The organism is Mogibacterium diversum, assembly GCF_002998925.1.
Lineage (GTDB): Bacteria > Bacillota > Clostridia > Peptostreptococcales > Anaerovoracaceae > Mogibacterium > Mogibacterium diversum.
Map to the genome: position 1 here is coordinate 902,988 of NZ_CP027228.1, position 23,467 is coordinate 926,454.

Here is a 23,467-nt window from a genome sequence, read left to right on the forward strand (position 1 = left end):
ATGAGCTTTAATATAATATTAGTATTTGAAGTTTACTCCATGGTTTACTTTTAGTTCTCTGCAACTTCAAATTTGTCATCCGCTATTACCAAAAACCTCCCACCAAAATGATGGAAGGCTTCTGTAAGCATATTTCGAATGAGCTAGATAAATTGGAATTATTCTATTCATCCAAAGCGCTGTAAAGTTTGTCCATAATTTCAGAAAGATCCGTTGGAATTCCTTCATCCCAGTCTGGATGTTCAAGCGTCTCACCTTCTAATGCCTTAAACATTACATCAGGTATCTTTACTTTTGCTTTACTTTCGTCATATTCTTTTGTCCAATCATATCCATCAGAATATAAATCGTTAGCAGGATTAAATGCGTAAATGTGTTCATTATAGAAATCCGAAAGATAGTTTTTCTCAATGGTACTTATGATGTCATAATCTTCTAAAGCCCATGAATAGTTTTCTTCGCACTCTTTTCTATCTGCACAGTTCTCTTTTAAAAAACTAGGTGTCATGTACCAGTACAAATAAAGGATTGTACCTTTGTCAGTATCCGGCTGCTCAACAATCCATTGGATTACTTTTTTAGAATTATCAAAGTTCCAACTTATTGCTAGTAGATGTCTTTCTTTCGGAGTATTTTTCTTAAGAAAATCAATAATAAGCTCTGTGCTTAATTCCTCAAATTCATCTTCATCAATTATAACTTCATCCCATTCAAAGTTGTCATTCATAATATCACTTATTGTTAGCATGCTGTCCCTCCTAAAATTATAATTTCTATACCACTATGTTTCACAAAATTCTCCCCCATAAAAGGAAAAAACAAACGTGATCCTGATTTTGGTGCATTATTTTTAGTTATTTGTCTGCTTCAGACACACTTCGTCTAATCTGAAGTAACAGTATCACCATACTCACTGTTAGTAGTATGTGACCGATTCCTGCCATACCTGAGATCAAAGCATTTAGTACAGACGACAGGTTACTTTCTAGAACCTGCATTATACCACGAACTACGAGCATTGCGAGGATTGCGTATATTATGGCGGAATTCATATATCGTTTCAAGTAGTTCTCCTTTGTTGAAATAGTTTTAAGACTATATCATCTGGGGGGGGGTAGGAATGGTAATTGGTTTTGGAAATGAGAACACTTTGTTCAAATTTAACAATCAGCTAATCCTCAATTAGTTCATATACCTCCATTACTTTCTTTGAAACCAAGTATGGATATTCTCTAATAAAATTCATTAAATCATTTTTTGTAATTTTAATAAGATCTTCATCTTCATATGTTCCATATTCCTCATTCTCATAAAATAACACCGGCTTTACGAGATATTCATCAAACATACCCTTAACTATTTTACAATACTCCTCTACTGGATATTCCTTATCCCCACTCTTACCTGATTTCACTTGTGGCAAAAATCTAGTACCATTTTCTCCTATTAACTCACATTCATATACAGCTGTATTGTGTTTCAGACTCTCTGTGTTAACAATGCAATCATATGTTTTTTGAATATACGTTAAAGCTAATCCTTCCTTTTGCCTGTCAGTTAACATATGCCAAAAAAGCTCATCCGTTATCTTTCTCATTGTATATGGAGTTTCATTTGGATGTCTGTGATTCCAAATGTTCATGGTTAATTCAGGAGCAGTCTTAACCTCCATCATAGTTGGTCCAATTCCCATCGCATTAACGATAACGCCAGGAACATTAATAACATCACCTATATAACACCACTCACCTGTATATATGCTACTTATATCTCGTTCAGAATACCAATCCTTAATATCATAATATTCTTTCATTGACTTTTGATTACCTAAAAGGTTCTTTGACACTTTAAATAGATAGTATGAACCATTATGTAAAACCCAAATCAAGTCATCTTTGTCAATTTGACAGAGTAACCTTAGAGTATAAAGCTGTTCACCAGCTTTTATAAGCGGTCTTATTTCGTTATCAACCATTCCTGCTCTTAAACCAAGATAGCCCCAGCCAGTACCAACAAATCCATGCTTTAGAAATTTATCGAATATTTCATTTCGGCATGTATTATATCCAGGCTCTCCATTGCTAATTCCAGGGGTTGATATAGTTGGAACAAATTTCATTCTGAATACTCTTGCCATGAACCAACCTCACTTTTTTTCTTATAAAATCTAGTCTAATTCCTCTTCATCCTCTGTAGAATCCATGCCACCACTAAGGATGAACTCTCTAAGAAGCTTGTCGGTCTTGATACTAACCTTTGGTGGTATAAGATTCACGCCTTCGATTCTCTCAAAATATTCTTTAGCCTTCGTCTTATCGACTGTTTGCTTAAGCTCATCGTATCTACCAAACTCATTTAGATTTGAATCATTGAGCTTCAAACTCATAATATCCGCGAGCTTCTGTTCATCAAGGCCAAGGTTCAGAGCCATTTGGTGAATCTGATCAGTCTTTGCACGTAGCATGTAATCGTTTATGTAATCCCTTAATGTCTTGTCAGGACTGATATTTACATCACCTCTCTGAATATCATGAAGGAATAGATAAGCATACTTCTGCTCTTCTTGGGTAAGCATAGCAAACGACTTATTAAGTTCAGATTCTGCTCGTTCAACGTCCTCCTCGCTTACATCTTCTGCTCTAAGAAGCTTCAGATACTTGTCAAAACGTGAATTCATATAATCTGAATCGATTACGCCAGTATCCATCTCTGTTATATAGCTCTCTAGATCATAAGGCGCCATGTCATCAAACGGTGGATTAGGTCCACTTGGATCTATCTCCTTATACCTAAGAACTAATATATCATAAGTATTTTTACTAATTGAAACGTAAATTATCTCTCCAGATACTTCATCAGTATATGAGCTCTTATCCCATGTGAAGCCTTGAATTTTTGCTGATTCTAAAAAGATATTTAACTGATTAAAGTCTTTTGCAAACTTCTTTCTCGACTCTACATCATCTGGTAATTTCTCGAAATTATCTATTCCAGAATTCGCAAAAATCACGGTAATACTTTCAAATATTATATTTACCTGTACAAGATTTTCGGTTAGATGCTGAACAAATAATCCTAGCGGCTTATCTCCAGAATACAGCTTTACTGCATCACTAATATTCTGATCCATAGTATGTGGCTTTCGATAATATCTAATAGTGCCAAAAGGCTTTTCGTGCCCAAACAGCCTATTTGTACGTGAAAATGCCTGGATAATATTCTCATACTTTAGCACCTTATCTAGGTACAGAGTGTTAACCCATTTTGAGTCAAATCCAGTTAACATCTGATCAACGACAATTAGCAAATCAATCTGCTTTTCAGGTTCTCTCTCGATCCTCTCATAAGGCTTCTTGTGCGCTAATCGTGCAGCTATATCCTTTTTCATTTTTGCAAATGTAGGGATTGCAAAAGATTGCTCGTACATCTCGTTATAGTCAGTTATTATCTCTACAAGCCCATCTTCCTTAATGCGGAAATTACCGTTATTATCAATATTCGGATCGAACAGCGCAGTGACTTTGAGTTTTGGCAACATCTCTTTCATGAGGCGATAATATTTAATTGCCTCATTTATGCTACTTGTAGCAAATATTGCATGGAACTTACCATTTCTACTTAAGGTGAGCCAGTTATCTGATATGTCTTGAACTACAGCCTTAGTATGAGCTTCTGTCTCATACTGAGTATTAGGAACGTAGTCTTCAATTCCTTTGATACTTTTACCATTTTCATCTTTATATGACGCCATCTTAACCTTACTAGAGTCCATATAGTAATAGTATATTTTGCTCTTCTCAGGGTTATTAATAGCCTCTTCCACAGTTTTTGCATTTGCCTTCATAAGTGCAACGGCAGTTCTAACATCCTTATCCTTGAAGGTTAACACCTTGTATGGATCGAAACCTAGGACATTTTTATCTCTAATTCCATCTGCGATACTGTATCTGTGAAGTTCATCTCCAAATACTGTGGTCGTTGTATTCTTCTTTTTCTTATTCTCATCCTGAATTGGTGTACCCGTAAATCCGAAGAATATCGCCTTTGTAAATGTGTTTTTGATAGTGATCAGCATGTCGCCAAATGTCGAACGATGTGCTTCATCCACGATAAATACAAGGCGCTTTTTATTTATCAGCTCAATATCATGAGCATTTAGTCCGCCCTCTTCATCTTTTATATTGCTCATCTTCTGGATAGATGTAACTATAAGTGTATCTGCAGGAGAGCTACTCTTTAGCTTTGATATGAGAACATTAGTGTTTTCAGTTGCTTGAACGTCTTCGTTCTCATCAGCAAACCCACGGTACTCCTTAAGCGACTGAGTGCCGAGTTCAATTCTGTCCATAAGGAATATTACTTTATCAGCATCTTTTGAACTCGCTATTAGCTGAGCTGACTTAAAGCTGGTCATAGTTTTACCTGAGCCAGTCGTATGCCAGATGTAGCCACCAAGCTGGTTGTCACCCTCCCACTTTGTCTTTGCGACTTTGTCGGAAATGGCATTAGCCGCAAAATACTGATAACTACGCATAACCTTCAGGACTCCGTCTGAATCATCGGCAACTGTATAAAATCCTATTAACTGATGAGCCATAGGAATAGACAGTAGCGTGGAAGCTACTTTGTCCCATTCATTGATTGGCTCATTATTAAAGTCTGCCCAATGGAAGTAGTAATCAGGATTGAACTTACCTTCTGGTCCAGGATTTGCGAAGTATACGGCTTCATTTGGCTCCATTGCTACAAATATCTGAACTAATGAAAATAGTCCTGTAAAGACACCTTCATGTGAGTATTTTTCTATCTGGTGGTAGGCTTGACTTACTGGTATTCCACTCTTCTTAAGTTCAATATGAATTACAGGCATACCGTTGATAAGAAGCATCAGGTCTCCACGACGATCATTTAGAATTTTTGACTTCGTTGGAAACTTAGGCTGCTGTACTATCTGATATCTGCTTTGACCTGCAGCGATTTCTCTTCGATCATAAATTTTAAGACTGACTTCTTTACCAAAATGAAGTGTGTCATCTGGATTATCTCGAACGATAGAAACACTCTTGCCGTTGATAAAGCCATTTAACTTAAGTGGTGTTCTAAGCGCTTCTATCTGTTCTAATATCTGCTGCATTTCACTATCAGTTAGCGGATAATCATTAAGCCTATCGATATCACGATTATTCTCAAAAAGGATGTTCGCCCAGTTATCTAGTAAGTCCTTTTCTGTATAGTTCTTAAGGACTTCTTTTTCCCAGCCTTTTTCAGATAGTATTTTTATTAAAGCTTCTTCAAAGTCAGCTTCTTTATTAAAAATCATAGAGTTTTCCTCCGTATTTTAAAGATTCATGGTTTTTGCTATACAAACATCTTCTCAAGGCATGCTTTTTTGAGATTTTTGAGCTTTTCAAGCTTACGCTGATGAAGGGTGATAAGGTTGTCGAGATTTCGAAAAAACATTCCAATTTTGGTTTGTTCTATTTTTTTATATGGATAATTTATTGGAGTGTTTTTACCACTCTGTATAGTGTATGTTCCAACTGTACCAATTCCAGCAGATTCATTTATAAAACTCTGAATACCATCAGAGTTAAATGAATAATAAAAAAAATCACCATCTAATTTATTTTCATTCTTAAACCAAATTATATTTCCATCTTTGAAATATACTGGCTCCTGGCTTTTTATCAGTAAGGAAACACCTATGGTTCCTACACCGGTAACAAGCAAATCGCCTATACTAACTTTTCCACATAAGGCACTGTATTCGTCATATTTTTCTTTTGAAATAAATAATGGTTCCGTAATTTTTTCATTTTTTTGTTTTGCAACAATATCTCTTGCTCTTAAAAATCTAACTCCAGAACCCATCCAATCAGACTGATGAATACGCTTGACAGATGTAACAGTCATTAACTCCCCCAACTTACGCTGTTCCCAAGCTTCAGTAAAACCTTTAAAACGAATCTCTGGTACATCAGCACCATCTTTCGGGAACATTTTTTCGAGCATTGCCTTTTTGACATTAACTAGCTTGTCATACTTACACTGATGAAGGGTGATAAGGTTGTCGAGGTTATCTAGATATTCTCCGATTAGCCGCTGTTCTTCGGTGGACGGAATGGAAACTATAGTTTTTCCAACCAACTCTTTATTTAGGTTATTGACCGTGCTCCCTGCGGCAAACATCCTATATTGATTAAGCATTTGCTCCGTTCCGAGCATATGGCATAGGAACTTCAAATCGAATTTCTTTTGAGTATCTCTTATAAGTAACCAGCCATCATGGATACAGCCATTAATCCCCATTATATAAGGTTTTCCAAAACTCATGGAGTTCGAGAGAATCAAATCATTAGGGTATACTTGTCTCGTTTTTGATAGGCCTTCCGGCTTAATTTTTTCTGCTGTTTTATTAATGTATCTCCCATTTGTAGGCGCATCTCCAATTTTTATCCAATTTAAGCCATTATGTGCATCTGTGATGTAATTTTCTATCGGTCTTGGTGAGCCACCACGCTCAATAATAACTAAATTCCCCAACTTACGCTGTTCCCAAGTAATAGTATGATTCAACTGAGGGCTATCAAAATCAGTAACTGTAATTAACTAATTGAAGTTATACTGTTACTTCGATTGATTTTATAAAGGCCATTTCACTACCCACTATTTGCCTCTTAAACTCCTCATAATCTTTCGACTCACTCGGAACCTTCAGCCCAAGCTTAGTAATACTAATATCTTTTCTAGCTGACACACCCCCCTCGTACGTCGAGCCTTCATTCATCATCAGGCACTTATTCCCAGAGTCAGTTGAATCAGGATATAGATAATATCCACGCTTAGAATCAAACCTAAACATATAGGCAAGAACCTGAAGATAGTCCTTATTACCAATGTTATCAATTGGTTTGTATTTAGCATCTGCGATGACTCTTTCAGTTGGATTCTTCCCTATAAAGTCTGGATATATCAAGCCGATTCCACTAGCGAAAAGCCTTTGAGCTCCACTACCTGACTTATTCATTGGGTGGTAGAACATATCGCTGATAAGTGAGTTAATGTACTCCTCCCACAGCCAAGCGCCATCAAATAAAATACCGTATACTTTTCGTTGTCCAACTCCGAGTTTATGCTTTTGATTCTGAAGAATTAATATACAAAGCCTCTGCAGATCTCTATATTCGTGGTAGTACGCATGACGAATGGTGTTTTTCCTGTTAGCCTCTAATATAGTTCTTCTATCAGAGGCTTTATATCGAGGCGTGGAATCTACGACGAGTTTTATCTCATCCTTTACGTTATTAAGCAGTTTGTGACCATAAGACTTGCTCTTTATATGCTCAATCGTATGCCTCACAAGCTCCATGAGATAGTTATCAAAAGAATATTCCCTCTGGTTGTACGCGATATCACCTACAAATGGAATATTATTTTTGATATGCCTAGCAATATCAATCGTTCCCCGCACGTTGCCATCATTGTATTTATTGCGTATGTATGTCTTGAATGCGCCCTTCCTAGCAGCAACCTTGAGATAATGAGGAAACAGGAAAAGCAGCAAATTAAACATCCGCTCTTCCTGATTAGCATTCGTATCGAGACTTATGAAATTAGGAAAATCCAGCACCTTTTCTAGTAGGTACTGGAAGAAATAGTCGTTTTCACCACGACTAAACCTCGACTCTATGATAAGACGTTCATCGCCCGAGCCAAGAAATCCCATGACATTTCCCGTGCAGTACATGTCATTACAGCTTTGTAGAATCATCTGATTCTTGGTTATGTCTTCCGCATCCTTCATTATCTCAGGGAATACGAACACACCTTCTCGTTCAAGCTGCTCAAGCGTCTTGTCGGAAACGCACGAGGCTATGGATTTTACTTGATAGAATTTCTCTTTTTCACGAGATTCATTATCCTTAATTTTCATTGGATTCATCTGCAACACCTTCATCTAAGGCAGAATTTCCATAAACTCCAGCGAACCTCTGCATGATCCCCTTTTCATCATATAGCCCACGCACATATTCTTGTAATAAAGGGGCAAGGAAGTCTTCCCACAGCTGATTAAAGTCCATATCTTTGAGATTAAGAAAATACGAAGCACCTATCTGATAGTTTTCATTTAATCCCTCAGTATTTTTAATCGCTTCATTTAATTTATCCATTCTTTTTTTTGCTTCAGTTCTAATATTAGTATCCGAAAGTGTATCGAGCATTTTTTGCGTTGATTTAGCCCCAATCTCAACAAACCTAAATCTTCTTCGCATCGCAAAATCGAAGCTATCTACAGATCTGTCGATATCATTCATAGTGCCTATGATATATACATTCTCAGGGATGTAGAACTTCTCATCTGGGTTAACATGCATATTTGAGTACTGGGTTGCCACTTCACCAGCCTGTCCACGGTATCCTGGATCGATTGCAAAGAACAACTCACCGAGGATTTTTGAAATTTCTCCACGGTTGATTTCATCGATGATGAAGATGTATTTCTTTAATGGTTCTTCTTCGACTTTTGCCTTTCGGTTGGCTTTTCCTGTTGCTTTAATGGCTTTGAATAAAGCAAAATCGTATGAGTAGTTCTGCGTGCCGAATTGCTTACCGAAGAACTTAGTAATATCGCTTACTTTATTGAATTCGAGTCCAGACTCAAGCATCTTTCGTAATTCATCTATATTTAGGCTTAGTTTATTTACTGTTTCATTGCCTGGTATTGCAAGATAAATGTGCTTATCATCCATATTGGTGATAGTAAACTTACTGCCTTTTATAGTTTTAAATTCTTCTTCCCCAAACTCAATGTCTGCAAAGAATTCCTCGAGCGCAGTGCTTGAAGATATTTCTTTCTCCCTTACCTCTTTAGGCTTCTGAGAATCCTCGAAGTTTCGTCTTGCTCTATCTACAAAGCTTTTAAATATACCGTCTTGTAGCTCAAAACCCATGCTTCCATCTTCATTCATTTTAGGTCTTAAACCTTCAACGAAATCTGAATAATCGTAGCTTGGATGGAACTGGACAAACTCGACTTGTCTTCTCTGCGCTTCGGTTAAATCAGCCCATTTGTCTGTGTAACCACCACTTATTATGTCTGCGGCTATTTGCTTAGAAAGATATGTTTTCCCCGTACCAGGTGCCCCTCTAAATACTATATTCTTAGATTTTAGAAGCCATCCTGAATACATTTTAGTCAAAGCAACTTTATCTTTTGAATTCATGTTTTTATTTGTTTTGTTTTTTGGCGCAATCGTAAAGCCCAGTTTCTTTAAAAATGCTCTTGCAGTACGCGATCCACATCCTAAAGTAGTAATATCTGGTGTTTGTCCTTCAAGGTACTTAGCTACTGCAATTACATATTTAGGGGGATACCTCTTTCCTTCATCGTTTATAAGATCATATCCAGTACTTTGATTATTGTGTGGAATACCATGCTGATCAATATACTTTAACGCTTTATTAATATTTATGGTTTTTACAGTTGGAATAGCCATCGTTAATCTCCGTTTGTTCTTTCTCCTTAATCACATGAAAGTTTTTATATAATATATTTGTTTAATTATATTAATATAATTATTCTCACGCAATATATTGTAAATATTTAACTTCTGAAAAAACAGACACTTTCGGTATTTCATAAACAATTTTGGTTATGAGGAAAAATTTCTCGCTCTTCATCCATATATCAAAGTCTTCAGAGATTTAAAAGAAGAGTACGTAAGATTTAATTCTAGAAATGCTGGTAATACCTTAAAAGCTGCTAAATAAATAGATTCTCTAATACAAAAATACTCAAGAAATGAATATCCGATATTCGTTGAATTTGGGAATTTGCTACGTAAATACAAGAATCCCATTATTAACTCATTCATACTGGTGGATAGGATCAGACCAGACGGTATATATAACAGCCGCCTTTCTAATGATCCAATTTAATCTTTAAATCGCAAAGTAAAAGACCTAAAGCGACTAGGTAGAGGATTTTGAAACTTTGAACACATGAGAAATCGATTCCTTTTTGCTACTCGTAAAAATCCAATTTACAAAGGCTAATTATTAAACCAATGATGTTTTCCCATGCAAAATGGATTGGGCAAACTGCCCAATCCATTTACATTTCGTAAGACCCTAAAACCAGACCCTAAAATTCGCCCCTAACAAACTTTGGCAAACCCTAAAAAACTTTGATGACCCCTATTAAAAGTAATGCCAACTGATAAAAGTATTGCAGCTTTATACCATAAGATTTCAGAGTTGGATAAACGCACTTCATCTATCCCTACATGGGGAGATGCGGTGGTCTGGGGAGAGCTGCATAAGTCATCTGAATTTCAGAATTATTGGGATTAGTGACCAACACGTTTTGTCCTATAACCCCTTAAAGGTTATCAGTTAAACATGATTTCCATAAATCCCTAATTGAACGCTCCTTTCGGAGCGTGCTTTCTGTGTGTGTCCATCATTCCATCTCAATATGTCCATTAATATCCTTTTGTATAAATGGCATATAATCAAGGTTTTTGTTATCGGATCTAGTCTTATTATCCAGTTTATTTCTGTTTATCCGATTTTTTTGCAAGCATGGAACTCCAATTTATTCTTTAGCATTCATTTTTACCTCTGAAATAAATATACCATTTTCACTATTTTTTAACATTTCAGAAATCAAATTTTTAGAAAAAGTCACAGTACTATTACCTATATCAGCCTCAAACATATCCGAATATTTTTCTTGCAACAATTTTGAAAGAATACTACTAATGCCACAGTTTAATAACGCAATTTTAGTTTTATCATCTGTTCCGTATTTTATTTTTAGATAAAGGGACTCTTCGATAAGTTCTAAAGAATATAGTACTTCTATATATTTTACTATTTCATTGTCTATAAAATCATATTCCTCTTTTAATCTTACGATAGCTAAATTAACCTTCTCATATTCATCTTTTTCTGTAATATCAGTCCAATATTCTCTATGTCCACCTCTGGTTTTATCCCCCCATTTGCCAACATAAACAATTCTTGATTGTTCTTCTCTAAGTGTATTCCAATATCCAACCACCTCATCTGTCATTACTTTCATGGTAAATCCCATTATTCTCCAGTTAATTAGCATTTTGTAAAAACTTTGTGCTTCATGTTCTCTCAAACGCTTTAAATTATTGTATTCTCCGTTACTATCATTTATTTTAGAAAAAAATAAATGATCTATTATATTGAAAACTGTGTCTATACTTTGAGCTATATTTATGTTTTCTATCTCATTATCTATTTGCTTCTCTATTTCAAGTATACTGAATATATTAATATTATTTTCAAAACATAACTGCCCAACTTTTGTTTTTGCCTTATTTGAGTTATTGTCTGTTATAACATCGCTATGAGAAATATTTTCTAGAATTTCTTCTGCCTTTTTCTTTTTAACTTCATCAGAATCAGAATTAACTAACAGTGGATTTTTTATATCATCAACAATTTTATCATAATCTTCAACTAATATTTTTCGTCCTTTGACAAAATTTTCTACTTTAAAATTTTGTCTACAATATCCGCCTTTAACAATATGAATTTCTGGCAACAAGTATTTTAAATCTCCAGTGCTATTATTAAAAATCTCTCCAAATCTACATACCCTTCCAATTAAATTTTTAAAAGACGATGGCGATAAATAACTATTCCCCTCTCGTGTCAAGCGACTGACACAAAATATATTGTCTATTTTTAGACAGCAAAAAGAGAGTGATTTCTCACTCCCTCTTGCGTCTATTTCCATATGATTTTTTGAACTATACTACCTTCACAGATAACCGACTCAACATACTTTTCCATAAGTTCTCGTGTAAGTTCATTATCTGTTACAACTTCTGTTTCATTAGAAGATAGTTTTATCTTTTCATCAAGCCTATCAAATTCATTATCTATCTGGTTTTTACTTTCTACAAACTTATCTTTTGTCATTTTACCAAGCTTATATTTTTCAAAATCAGACATTTTTTTCGCCTGAAGCTTTTCCATCTTCTTCTCTATATCTTTAATACTTATTTTTTCTTTGGGCTTCACTTCTGCTTCACCATATTTCTCTTTAATAAGTGCAAGCACCTGATCCTCTAACTTATCTACTCTTGAGTTTTTATGTTCTACATTATTGCACTTGCAGATCCTACAATGAAAATACTTATGTATTCTCATACTTCCATCTGGTCGCTTAAATTTTGATTGAGTAAGTCCCAGAATATGGTTACAAGTAGGACATCTTGCAAATCCTTGTAATGGAGAATGCTTTCTCCATGGATAGTCAGTATTTTTCCCTTTTAAGAAACTATTATTTTCTTTGATAGCTTGAACCTTTTCAAACTCTTCTCTTGAGATAATAGCCTCATGATGTTCATAAACTCTACTCCATTCCTCTTTGGGATTAAGTTTAAAACTACCAGGAGTCAATACCGACTTTTCTTGCATATTGAAGACATAAGTGCCTGTGTAATTTTCATTGGATAAAATATCCACCACTGTACCATTTGTCCATGTTGGTGCGTCTCTTGTATCTGATGACACTATGTTATATTCATAATCCATATTGGTAAGTTCTTTTTTACGCTCGTTTGGTGTTGGTATATTCTCTTCATTCATAACTACTGCAATCTTTCTCGATGCAAGTCCTGTAAGTGCTAAATCATATACCTTCCTCACAATCCAAGCTGTCTTTTCATCAATAATAATGTTGTGCTTATTATCCGGATCTTTCATATAACCAAATGGTGGACTCCAAGCAAGAAACTTTCCTTGCTTCTTTAGTTCAGTAGTAACTGTCTTTACTTTCTGCGAAATATCTTTTGTATAGAAGTCATATAACAATCCTTTAAACTGAATATCAAAATCCGTCCCATTTCCTTTTTCCTTAGCACTGTCATATCCATCATTAATAGCAATAAATCTAATACCAAGAAACGGAAATATATTCTCCAGATAATCACCAAGGGTAATATAATCTCTCATAAACCTCGACAAGTCTTTTACAATTATGGCATTGATTTTACCATTCTTAACTTCTTCAAGCATTCTTTGAAAAGATGGTCTTTTCTCATTTGTCCCTGTATATCCATCGTCAACATATTCTTCTCTTTTGAAGCTTTTAAATTCGTCATTTCTATTAAGAAAATCATTTAGGAAATACCTTTGGTTGACGATACTTTCGCTCTCATCTTTCTTCATCTGATCTTCTACAGATAATCTGATATAAAGGGCAATCTTACTCATACTTTACACCTCCCATCAAACTATCCATATTAAATTTAAAGATTATTTCAAAGTTATGATTGCCATAGACAATTATCTTTTCCACTAAGCTATGAATTAAATCAGCTGGTAATTTTTCAACCTTTTTTGCCGAAAACACATCCTTAATCCACTTAATAGATGTTTTATTATCCCTTTCAAGGTCTTTTACAACCTTTTCAATAGCAATAACTTCATTATTGATTGTTGCAATATGACTTAAAGCAATCTCCCTTTTCAGACTATATGTTTCCCTATCAATCTTGCCTAAGCTATATTCTTCATAAGCTTTTTGAATTAGGAATTCTTCCTTCTCCGTCTTAATTTTAAGCTTTGAAATATCTTTGTTTAGCTTACCAATACTTTCAGAAAATCTTTTAGAAACTCTTTCTATTAGCTTTGTCTTGCTTGTAGCCTTAGTAATAAAATCTGCTACCTTTTCTGACATTGCTTTATCTAAGTCTCTCTCCATAATAAATACTCTTACTTCGTTATCTATCTTGCCTGTGCAAGTATCGTTTTGAAAAGAGTAATAAAGCCTATCATGGTTTGTCCCGTAAATTCTGGTTCTTCGATAAAGTTCCTTACCTGTTGCATTATTAAAAATCAAGCCCTTATATCTATTCTCATAATCTCTTTCAAAGTTATGCATCTCTGCACCAAAAGCATTGTTCTTTAATCTATTTGCTCGCCCTTGCAGCACTTTTTCAAAGTCTTCTTTTGAGATAATAGGTTCATGAGCATTTTCATATATAATATGCTGGCTTTCATCTACAAATTGTTGCTTCATTCCTTTTGCAAGATTTTGTTGCTTAACGCCTTGCACCAAAGTTCCCGTATAAGTTCTATTAGTAAGCATTTTGGAAATAGTACCTTTATTCCACTGCGGATCACCATTCTGTCTATAAATTCTACCTGTTTTGTAATAGACCATTCCTGTAGCATAACCCATAGTATTAAAGTGCTTTGCAACCTCATATTGGCTTTTTCCTTCAAGTGTTAGTCGGAACATTTCTTCAACAATGGTTCGAACATTCTCATCAACTTCTAACTTCTGTCCCTCTTTTAATTTCACTACCTTATATCCATAGGGCGGAACAGAACCAATAAAATATCCATTTCTTGCCCTATTATGTTTACTTGTCTTTATCTTTACAGAAATGTCTTTAGCATACATATCATTGACGATATTCTTAAGAGTTACTTCAAATGACTTCTTAGAGTCTAAATCCTTAACGGTATCAACCTTATCATTAACAGAAATAAACCTTACTCCCAAGAACGGAAATACCTTGTCTATGAGTCTTCCCATCTCAAGATATTCTCTTCCAAGTCTTGATAAGTCCCTTATGATAATACAATTAATTCTTCTTTCACGAATATCTTGCATCATCTCCTGAAACTGTGGTCTTTCAAAATTTGTCCCACTATATTCATAGTCTGTGTAAATATTTACGACTTTAATATTTTCCTTTAAAGCATACTCTTTACAACAAAGCACCTGTGTTTCGATAGACGATGATTTCTCACGCCACTCTTCTTTTCTTTCACTGGATAATCTTGTATATATTCCAGCTTTATAAAATACTTTTTGTGTTTGTTCTTCACTTTTTCTTATATATCTTTTGGAAGTCCTTGCCATTAACAAACACCTCCAACTGCAAGCATAGGTTCAACTCTTTCTAAATGCTCACCAAATAGCTTGCCCATTGATATTAGTCTTGCCTTATGTGTATCCTTAGCTTCAACCTTATCACTATCCACAATTGCTTGAAGCAGGTTCACTGTTTCAATATTGTTGAAGACAAAGTTAATTACATTATCTTCTCCAATCTCAATACGATCTATAAAAGACACTAAAGACAATCGATTTAGTTCATCACTTTCAGGATTAGGAACTATCTCAGAAACGAAACTACCTTTATCGTTTATCTTCATTTTCAGTTCATTTACGATATTTTGCTTTGTAATAATTTGTTTCTCAATTTCCCTAATCTTAATAAGATAATTTTTTCTAAATCGTTCAAATTCTTCAGTCGTTATAAGTTCTTCTTCTAAATCCATATAAAGAGATTGTCTAAGTCTTTCATACTTTCTTTTTTCTGCATATAATGACTCAAAATCAACTTTTAATTTAAACTTTGACGCATCTATTTCGCTAACTTTTTTAAGCAGTTCATTGTACTTAGATAGATATTCATTTAATGCATGAATAGTTGCATGAGTAACATAGTCTTCTTTTACACTATGTCTTGAACACTCTCCAGCATTGTTATATTCAGAGCAAATGTAGAAAATCTTGTCTCTTACTTTTCGCCTAATCATAGGACTTCCACAATCTTTGCAATAAAGCATACCTGATAATATATATGGCTTATCTTTAGACTGTTTCACATCACGAAGTAGCATTTTGTTTGCAAGTGCAAAGATGGATTTTGATACTATGCTTTCATGAGCATTTTCTATTGCTATCCAGTCTTCTTTGGAAACATCGACTTCATGCTTTGATTTATAATTTAATTTTGTGGTTTTTCCTTGTTCCAGGACACCAATATAAACCTTATTTGAAATAATACGGTTTACCATCTTAGCATCCCACTTTGCTTTTTTCACAACAAAACCAGTATTGAAGTTATCACCATTATTTTCTTTGTGCTTTGATGGTGTAACTGTTCCAATACTGTTTAGAAAGTCGGCAATAGCCTTTGAGGAATAACCCTCTATTTTCATATTAAATATTCGCTCAATGATATGAGCTACTTCTGTATCAACTACAAGCTGATGTTTGTTCTTATCATCTTTCTTATATCCAAAAGGAGCAAATGATCCAATAAACTCGCCATTCTTCCTTTTCACCTCTTTTGATGATTTCACTTTCATAGAAATATCTCGACAATAACTGTCATTGATAAAATTTCTAATTGGAAGTATTAAATGTGTATCACTAACATCTGCATTATCACTATCATAGTTATCATTTACAGATATAAAGCGAATACCTTTTTCAGGAAATATCTTTTGCAAATACTTCCCAGACTCAATATAATCTCTGCCGAAACGAGATAAGTCTTTTACCATAATGATAGAAAACTTTCCTTTATTCAGGTCATCAATCATATTCTTAAAATATGGTCGCTCAAAATTAGAACCACTATATCCATCATCTACATATTCATAGGATAATTCAATGTCCTTTTCTTTAGCGTAAGATTTGATTATTTGTCTTTGATTTGAAATAGAGTTGCTTTCATTACTGTCCCCATCTTCTCTTGAAAGACGAAGATACATACATGCAGTATTTCTCATAACAATCCTCCTAAAATGATATTTTGGCAAATAGTCATTTCGGAAGATTACTTCTACCACCTATATTTTACCGCACCCTATTTCTCTTTGTCAGCCCCTCAAATTCTGACACAAGATTTACATAGATACATCTCAACAATATCAAGTAAATCGAGCTTTTCACTTTCGCTCGTAGAGTAGGTTATTTTCTTAGAATAATCATCTGCTATTTGCTTTTTATCCTTATCTTGTTTAACTTCTTTTGTTTTATTCATAGTCTTAACCTCACTATTTTTTTAATAAGTTTTTTGACATTGGTAGGTGCATTGGCTGCTACATAGGAATCTCACCTCCGCCCCTTATTAAGACGAGCCGGCTTAAACTATTGAAGTATCATTATCACCATTTGCATCACAGAGATAGATTGCCACATCTATCCTTTATGTATTCCTATTTATCGCTCTTTTTCTTTTATCCTTGGCACTTACCAGTATTCATTTAAACCAATCTCTCAGCAGAAAAGTCTTGGCGTAGGTCATAATTCTCTACAAATGGATAACGTCCCACCTTGGTCTATTCAGTTGTCAAAGATCAATTAGCTTTCTGCTATGTAGGATTCTTTGCTTAATAACGGAATAGATTCTCTCTTCTACCTCAAAAGCAAAAAGGATAAATTCCCCCCTACACTTTAATAGTGAAAATTTATCCTTCTTGGTAACCAGATTTATGAAATTTCAAAAAATGCATCTATAAAATTATAGATGCAAAATTTAAAAGTTATTTATTTTTACTAAATGGCTTTGTATATTGATTAATTATCTGATAACCATTTAACTTAAATGAATTTAATAATTTTTCAACTTCTTTATTGTTCCCAAAGACTCCATTTTTGACAACACCTTCTGCAAACCCTCTTATTGCTCGTGAAAATTCATCCAATAATTCAGGTGTCATAATTCTCATATCTGGACTAGGTGATGCCTCAGTTCGGAAAGTATCACTGTTATGAATCATAATTGGAGTATATTTTTCTCCAAGAATATAATGATTCTTAAACCATTGTATCGAACTAAGTAACTGCTCACAGTCATCTTTTGAAATTAATTCTGTTATTGTTCTATTCTTACATTCAATAATTACATATTCAGAATTCGAAAATGCTAGTAAGTTATCAGGAGCTTCTCCTCCAAACTGAACTTCTGGGCGAGATGATGCAATACCTATAACTGATGCTATATCATTAAGTGCTTTTTCAAATCGCTTCGCAGGATTATCTGAAAATTTTAAATCTTCCAATATAGCCGATACACGTAGAATATATTCATTGGCATTTAATCCATTTTCTTCAATATATTTTATAATAGAGTTAGATTGTCCATTATTTGTACTAGTTAATTTTGAAAATTGGATTCCCTTAATTGGTTTTAAAACCATAGAATTAAGGTTTCTTGCTGAAAGTAATATTTCCTGTGCAACAGCCGGATTGCTGAAGTTCTTATATTCAGCCATATACTGCATCAACAACCCTTTAGTTTTGTTATCATTTGTTTTATTCTTTTCTTGCTCTATAATTGAAAAACTTTCTTCATAGTTTTCTAAGCATTCTTTTTCAAAAGCTTCACGCATAGCAAGAATCAAAGAATCTACATTGCCAGATTTATTGTACACAACATTAGATAAATTAGATTTACTAGCAGAAATCCACTCTGGGTTACGCTCAAACATATAATTAGTTAAAGCAAAAATATTTTCTATAGTAGGACTTTGTGTCGATTCCATTAGTTGTTCCCATAGCTGCTGAGAAAGATTCCATTGCTCTAATGTTGCTGAACTGAAAAATTCTTTACCATGTTGATTTACAATTACATCAGTTAGTTTTTCTCCCATTAATACTATTGAGCAGAAATCATTATTTGATCTAACCCCTCTACCCATTCCCTGTTCAATTTTCTGAATTTGTTCTCTGCATAATCTGTTGTCATTTGGATTCATCCCTTGTATTGCCAAATCATACTCACTCCGTATACTTGGTAATCCATCAACAACAAGCATTCGGCAAGCATCATCTGGTAAGTCAATTCCATCATACTTGTTTACTAGAATTGTAATTCCCGTGAATTCTCCTCTTTTTAATTTATCAACACCACTTTGTATATTATCTGCATTTGATGAAAGAATTTGACTAGGACTTATATCACTCCAAAAATTAGCTCTATCAAAAGATGGCACAATAACTACAACATTATGTTGATTAGCAACATTACAAATTTCATTTTTTATCTCTTCATCTGTTATCTTGGCATTTAAATGTTTAGGAAAAATTATGAGCCTTTCTCCAATATCATTTGCCTTTTCAGGTGTAATGATATTGGAAAGTTCTTTTTCTTTTAATCCAATACTAGATACAAATACACTATCATCCGCTAGTGTCGCACTCATAAATATCCTACGTTGAGCTTCTTCAAAACTAGTTATTTTATTTATAGGAGTACCTTTTAATGTTATTTCAACCCTACGAGCAGAAATAACACAATTAGCTGTTTTCCAATTATCACGCATCAACGGAAGATTAAACAATACGAATGCTTCATCCTTATAATCTTCATCAGAAATACTATTATATATATTTTGACATTCTTTTTGCCAAATCCAAAACGGAACCAAGTAACTATATCTCGGATCATTTCTATCTTTTATATCACAAAAATTTTGACTTTCCTTGACTTCTGTGTAGTTAGATATATATGAAATTATTTTTTTATATAAATCATGATTAGATTCAATAGTTATTGTGTGTTGCTTTTCTATTGTATCTAAACAAGCATGTACATCATCGATTATGATACTACCAATTTTAACATTATTACTTGAGCGTAACCCAAACACGCTTTTACCATTAATTAATTTGTGTATATTTGTTACTAAAATTGCTTTATTATGCTTAAAATAATAATCTTCTTCACCTTTCACACCTTCATTATCATAAGCAACCCTAATCCCTAGCTTTATTGCTTCGTCACAAACTTGCTTTATTAAAAAATTATCTGGAACAATATACACTGCAGGACCTTTTCCTTCATTTAAACAACTCTGTAAAATTGTTAACCCCACAACAGTTTTTCCACTTCCAGTATTCATTTTTATGATTGTGTTTTTTTCATTGCGTTTATCAAACCACTGTTTCCAAACTTCTGTTTGAACATCACGAGGATACCCATAGCTTTTATCCTTTGTAGGCAATGCCATAAAAATATCTCTCGGTTCTATAGATGATTGGTTAGAAGAAGACTTCAATTTCGAAAAATTTATAGCCATATTATCTCCTCTCTTTTATACATAATACAAATTAAAACTCTGTATTTTTAAAATTTTTTCTGAATATATGATATAATTATACCATTTTTAAACATATTTTTCCATTCTATCAAATCAAAAGGAGCCGATAGATTTTATCTTTCTAGCTCCTTTTGATTAATATTATCTAAAGTCTTTCAGCAATTCTCTTAGCTTGTCTAATATCTTATTTCTTCTCTTTATGAGAGCTGGATGAGATATTTTTTTAGTTTCAGCTACTGAGCGAATGGTTTCATCATTGAAATAAAGTCTATCAATGATTTCTCTTTCTTCATCATTCAATTTTGACAGTGCATCTCGCACTGCCTCAATCATCATCTGTGTCTGAACGATCTTATCTACATCAAAATCCTCATCAACTATACTATCCTCAAAATGTCCATCATGATCAAAAGAAGAAAATAAAAGCAGATGATTTTTTCGATCTATCTGCTTCAAGTAATTCTCATGATTTTTCTCTTGCCAATAGACTTTATAAATCTCCTCGCTAACTTTGATCTTCTTTCCGTTTACAAACAAGAAATATTCTTTATTCATTTTTCGTCCTCCTTTTTGTTTCAAAATCTTGTTTGAAGACAAAAAAGGAGGACTACGGCATGATGGCACACCGAGTCCTCTCAAATGAACAAAAACAGTTCTACTATTTAATTTATTAAGTTTGGGATTAGGTAAAGGATAAATGTAATAAGGAAAATTTTCCGCACAAAAAATTATGAATCCCTTTTATTAAATCGTGCGTAACCCATCCCATGCACATCATCCTCCTAATTAACAGTTAAATCTTCATCTCCTTGTAATTGCTAATTTTAGAAAGCTTATTTATGTGAATTTTATTTTTGAAATCTATCAAACCAAGTTAAAGCTTCCTGAATACCATTTCGATTTAGGCTATAAAAAATAAAATTCTTATATTTTCTTTCTGTAACCATATCTGCTTTTTTTAGTATCGCTAAATGATACGAAATTTTTGAATTTGGTAAAGCAAATTTATCTGCAATATCCCCTGCAGATAACTCTCCATTATTCAATGCATTTAATATATCCAGTCTTATCGGATCGGATAGAGCTTTAAACTTATCATAATAATCCATTAGCTTAGCCTTTCCATAATCTATTTCAATTTTTTTCAAAATAATTATAACATCATCACAGGACTTAACTCAATAACTATTTCAATTTTTTTAGAAATAGTTTCCTGAATACGCTGACATTAACTTCTATACTTGGTATAATTAAGACACAAACTCATATCTCGCTTAACGCTTGTTTTACAAATCATTCTTATGTAGCAAGCACAGTAAGTGTGTACCCACTTACGAAAAATCGATGAAGCAACCCCTCGTGGAGTTGCTTCTTTTTTTATCAATTTTAGCTTGTTAGGGAGTACCCTAAGACCCCAGATTTTATGAAAGGAAGTAACAAATATGGCAAATAGAATTAGAAATATTCAGCTGAAAATAAACTTAACAGAAGAAGAAAAAGCACTTTTCAAAAAGAAAATGAAGATGGCAAAGTGTAAAACAATGAACCATTTTTTAAGAAAAGTAGTATCTGAAACAGATATTTATGTTGTTGATTTACAGCCCTTTAGAGAAATTCAAGGATTGCTTTTTAGGTATGCAAGTAGCGTCAACCAAATTGCTAAACGAGTTAATTCGACTTGTGTTATCTATAGCGATGACATAAAAGATATGCAGTCCCAAATTGAACATCTATCAAAAGAAATATGGCAAATACATTCCCTACTGCTCAATAAAACTACCAACAAAGGAGATGACATATAAGTGGCAATTACAAAAATACACCCTATAAAATCTACACTTAATCTTGCTATTGATTATATTACCAACGAAGAAAAAACCGATGAAAAGATTTTGGTAAGCACTCACAACTGCTTTGCTTCTACTGCTCATACTGCTTTTATAAAGACAAGAGAAGATAACAAAGTGAGTGGTTCTGTACTTGCAAGACACCTTATTCAATCTTTTCTACCCGGTGAAGCAACGCCCGAAATGGCACATCAAATCGGTCTTGAACTGTGTAAAAAGATATTAAAGGACGAATACGAATTTGTACTATCTACTCACATAGATAAAGGGCATATCCACAATCACATCATATTCAATAATGTAAATATGGTTACAGGCAAGTGCTACCAGTCCAACAAGAGAAGCTATCATCAAATTAAGTATCAAAGTGATAAACTATGCAAAGAAAACAACCTATCTGTTATTGATGAGTTCTACGAAACTTATAGGAAGAAATATAAGACTAATGGAAAGTCATGGTATGAAAATGACCAATTTAAAAAAGGTACTTCTTGGAAAAGTAGACTTCAATTTGATATAGATAGAGCTATTAAACAATCCAAAGATTGGGATGATTTTATAAAGAGAATGGCTGCCCTTAATTATGAGATCAAATATGGAAAACACATTGCATTTAAGCACAAGGACAAAGAAAGATTTACAAGAGCTAAAACTATTGGAGAAGATTATACTGAGGATAGATTAAAAGAGCGTATCTTAGATAATGCTAATCAAAGAACCTATGCTGTTAAAAAACGTATCGGAAATATTATAGATATTGCAAATAATGAAAAGATAAAATCAAGCAAAGGCTACGAGTATTGGGCTACAAAACATAATTTAAAAACTGCAGCCGATACTGTGGTTTTGATGCGTGAAAAAGGATTTAAGTCTATCTCCCAGCTTGATGAGTTCATTAAAGAAAGCGCATTAAAAAGACAAAATATACAGGATCAAATCAAAGTTGTTGATAACAAAATTTCAACTCTATCAAATATTATGGAACAAGTTCATACCGTAAAATTGTATCGTCAAATCTATCTGGAATATAAGAAAGATCCATCAGACAAAGCTTTTTTTGAAGAGCATAAATCAGAAATTACACTCTATGAAAATGTTCTTTTAGACCTAAAAAAATATTACTCAAAATTTCCAAACTCCAAGGATATTTTGAAAGAGCTTGATTCATTGCATGAAAAAAAGAATACCCTAATGCAAGAGTATTCTTCTTCAAAATCCGATATGAAAGAACTGTATCAAATCAGAAAAAATTATGAAAAATATATGAGTATGGAAATGGAGAGATAGCTTTTATAAATCTTTTATTGCATATGTTTACTATATTTATGGAGAATTCTAAGTGAGTTAACTTTTAGAGAATTAATTTTAAATTTAAAATATATTTTTGTAACACATAGGTATAAGAATATGATAATCTATCTGATTTACTAATTTTGAAATAGTTCATTTTAGCTCACACATAGTTGACTTTAGACTAAAAACAGGTTATAATTAGTCTAAAATCAGGTTGAGGAGGAAGCCATATGAAAGACGAAGAATTAATATATCTTGACACTTATGTACTACAAAAAGACATGAGAATACGAATGCCCAAGAGCATTTTGGAAAATCTAAATATAGAAAAAGGGAAAAGTAAATTCAAAGTTTATTATGACCAACTTAATGTTCAACTTATTCTTAGGGTTGATGAAGATGAAAATAAATAAGAATTGAAAGGATAA

Annotated in this window: 18 protein-coding genes; 3 read left to right on the plus strand and 15 right to left on the minus strand. The window is 33.5% G+C overall.

Annotated features, from left to right (window positions below; genetic code table 11):
• Positions 1-163: 163 nt before the first annotated feature.
• The 15 genes from C5Q96_RS04250 to C5Q96_RS04315 all read right to left on the minus strand — a co-directional run bounded on the left by C5Q96_RS04250 (position 164) and on the right by C5Q96_RS04315 (position 21,047).
• Entirely contained in the window at positions 164-748 is a 585-nt protein-coding gene (locus tag C5Q96_RS04250; RefSeq protein ID WP_106057171.1) for a DUF4274 domain-containing protein, read from the minus strand.
• A 106-nt stretch (positions 749-854) separates the two neighbouring features.
• On the minus strand, positions 855-1,064 hold the full coding sequence (locus tag C5Q96_RS04255) for a DUF2871 family protein (protein ID WP_245905613.1): 210 nt from the start codon (positions 1,062-1,064) through the stop codon (positions 855-857).
• A 107-nt stretch (positions 1,065-1,171) separates the two neighbouring features.
• Positions 1,172-2,137, minus strand: a complete 966-nt coding sequence (locus C5Q96_RS04260; protein ID WP_106057173.1) for a hypothetical protein — start codon at positions 2,135-2,137, stop codon at positions 1,172-1,174.
• Between the two features lie 30 nt (positions 2,138-2,167).
• Positions 2,168-5,320, minus strand: coding sequence for a type I restriction endonuclease subunit R (locus C5Q96_RS04265; RefSeq protein WP_106057174.1), 3,153 nt, complete (start codon positions 5,318-5,320; stop codon positions 2,168-2,170).
• Between the two features lie 38 nt (positions 5,321-5,358).
• The gene (locus C5Q96_RS04270; protein ID WP_106057175.1) at positions 5,359-6,576 is read right to left on the minus strand and encodes a restriction endonuclease subunit S; all 1,218 of its coding nucleotides are present in this window, start codon (positions 6,574-6,576) and stop codon (positions 5,359-5,361) included.
• A gap of 43 nt (positions 6,577-6,619) precedes the next feature.
• Positions 6,620-7,942 carry a 5-methylcytosine restriction system specificity protein McrC gene (locus C5Q96_RS04275; protein ID WP_106057176.1) on the minus strand — a complete coding sequence of 441 codons (1,323 nt, stop codon included), beginning with the start codon at positions 7,940-7,942 and terminating at the stop codon, positions 6,620-6,622.
• Positions 7,923-9,497 (minus strand): McrB family protein, encoded by a 1,575-nt coding sequence (locus tag C5Q96_RS04280; protein ID WP_106057177.1) that lies wholly within the window; start codon positions 9,495-9,497, stop codon positions 7,923-7,925. The genes C5Q96_RS04275 and C5Q96_RS04280 overlap by 20 nt, the downstream gene beginning before the upstream one ends.
• Positions 9,498-10,597: 1,100 nt before the next feature.
• The gene (locus C5Q96_RS04285) at positions 10,598-11,776 is read right to left on the minus strand and encodes a DNA helicase (protein ID WP_106057178.1); all 1,179 of its coding nucleotides are present in this window, start codon (positions 11,774-11,776) and stop codon (positions 10,598-10,600) included.
• Complete coding sequence (locus C5Q96_RS04290) at positions 11,767-13,260, minus strand: recombinase family protein (protein WP_106057179.1); 1,494 nt, start codon at positions 13,258-13,260, stop codon at positions 11,767-11,769. Before C5Q96_RS04290 ends, C5Q96_RS04285 begins: the two co-directional genes overlap by 10 nt.
• Positions 13,253-14,920 (minus strand): recombinase family protein, encoded by a 1,668-nt coding sequence (locus C5Q96_RS04295; RefSeq protein ID WP_106057180.1) that lies wholly within the window; start codon positions 14,918-14,920, stop codon positions 13,253-13,255. The genes C5Q96_RS04290 and C5Q96_RS04295 overlap by 8 nt, the downstream gene beginning before the upstream one ends.
• A complete protein-coding gene (locus C5Q96_RS04300) occupies positions 14,920-16,584 on the minus strand; it encodes a recombinase family protein (protein ID WP_106057181.1) in 1,665 nt (554 codons plus the stop codon). The genes C5Q96_RS04295 and C5Q96_RS04300 overlap by 1 nt, the downstream gene beginning before the upstream one ends.
• 98 nt (positions 16,585-16,682) lie before the next feature.
• The gene (locus C5Q96_RS08720) at positions 16,683-16,838 is read right to left on the minus strand and encodes a hypothetical protein (RefSeq protein ID WP_170035485.1); all 156 of its coding nucleotides are present in this window, start codon (positions 16,836-16,838) and stop codon (positions 16,683-16,685) included.
• 502 nt (positions 16,839-17,340) lie between these two features.
• Entirely contained in the window at positions 17,341-19,878 is a 2,538-nt protein-coding gene (locus tag C5Q96_RS04305; protein ID WP_106057182.1) for a DEAD/DEAH box helicase family protein, read from the minus strand.
• A 162-nt stretch (positions 19,879-20,040) separates the two neighbouring features.
• Positions 20,041-20,454, minus strand: a complete 414-nt coding sequence (locus C5Q96_RS04310) for a sigma-70 RNA polymerase sigma factor region 4 domain-containing protein (RefSeq protein WP_106057183.1) — start codon at positions 20,452-20,454, stop codon at positions 20,041-20,043.
• 293 nt (positions 20,455-20,747) lie between these two features.
• Entirely contained in the window at positions 20,748-21,047 is a 300-nt protein-coding gene (locus C5Q96_RS04315) for a metalloregulator ArsR/SmtB family transcription factor (protein ID WP_245905545.1), read from the minus strand.
• Positions 21,048-21,341: 294 nt separating this feature from the next.
• Here C5Q96_RS04315 and C5Q96_RS04320 point away from each other — a divergent pair, with 294 nt between their 5' ends.
• From C5Q96_RS04320 to C5Q96_RS04330, 3 genes are all read left to right on the plus strand, one after another.
• A complete protein-coding gene (locus tag C5Q96_RS04320) occupies positions 21,342-21,701 on the plus strand; it encodes a plasmid mobilization protein (RefSeq protein WP_106057185.1) in 360 nt (119 codons plus the stop codon).
• Complete coding sequence (locus tag C5Q96_RS04325; RefSeq protein ID WP_106057186.1) at positions 21,702-23,033, plus strand: relaxase/mobilization nuclease domain-containing protein; 1,332 nt, start codon at positions 21,702-21,704, stop codon at positions 23,031-23,033.
• 236 nt (positions 23,034-23,269) lie between these two features.
• A complete protein-coding gene (locus C5Q96_RS04330; protein ID WP_106057187.1) occupies positions 23,270-23,452 on the plus strand; it encodes a sucrose-6-phosphate hydrolase in 183 nt (60 codons plus the stop codon).
• Positions 23,453-23,467: the final 15 nt, after the last annotated feature.

Coding starts and splice junctions, on each gene's coding strand:
- C5Q96_RS04310 (WP_106057183.1), bottom strand. CDS start 20,454: ATGAATAAAGAATATTTCTTGTTTGTAAACGGAAAGAAGATCAAAGTT.
- C5Q96_RS04260 (WP_106057173.1), bottom strand. CDS start 2,137: ATGGCAAGAGTATTCAGAATGAAATTTGTTCCAACTATATCAACCCCT.
- C5Q96_RS04250 (WP_106057171.1), bottom strand. CDS start 748: ATGCTAACAATAAGTGATATTATGAATGACAACTTTGAATGGGATGAA.
- C5Q96_RS04265 (WP_106057174.1), bottom strand. CDS start 5,320: ATGATTTTTAATAAAGAAGCTGACTTTGAAGAAGCTTTAATAAAAATA.
- C5Q96_RS04295 (WP_106057180.1), bottom strand. CDS start 14,920: ATGGCAAGGACTTCCAAAAGATATATAAGAAAAAGTGAAGAACAAACA.
- C5Q96_RS08720 (WP_170035485.1), bottom strand. CDS start 16,838: ATGAATAAAACAAAAGAAGTTAAACAAGATAAGGATAAAAAGCAAATA.
- C5Q96_RS04285 (WP_106057178.1), bottom strand. CDS start 11,776: ATGGAAATAGACGCAAGAGGGAGTGAGAAATCACTCTCTTTTTGCTGT.
- C5Q96_RS04290 (WP_106057179.1), bottom strand. CDS start 13,260: ATGAGTAAGATTGCCCTTTATATCAGATTATCTGTAGAAGATCAGATG.
- C5Q96_RS04330 (WP_106057187.1), top strand. CDS start 23,270: ATGAAAGACGAAGAATTAATATATCTTGACACTTATGTACTACAAAAA.
- C5Q96_RS04275 (WP_106057176.1), bottom strand. CDS start 7,942: ATGAATCCAATGAAAATTAAGGATAATGAATCTCGTGAAAAAGAGAAA.
- C5Q96_RS04305 (WP_106057182.1), bottom strand. CDS start 19,878: ATGGCTATAAATTTTTCGAAATTGAAGTCTTCTTCTAACCAATCATCT.
- C5Q96_RS04300 (WP_106057181.1), bottom strand. CDS start 16,584: ATGAGAAATACTGCATGTATGTATCTTCGTCTTTCAAGAGAAGATGGG.
- C5Q96_RS04280 (WP_106057177.1), bottom strand. CDS start 9,497: ATGGCTATTCCAACTGTAAAAACCATAAATATTAATAAAGCGTTAAAG.
- C5Q96_RS04320 (WP_106057185.1), top strand. CDS start 21,342: ATGGCAAATAGAATTAGAAATATTCAGCTGAAAATAAACTTAACAGAA.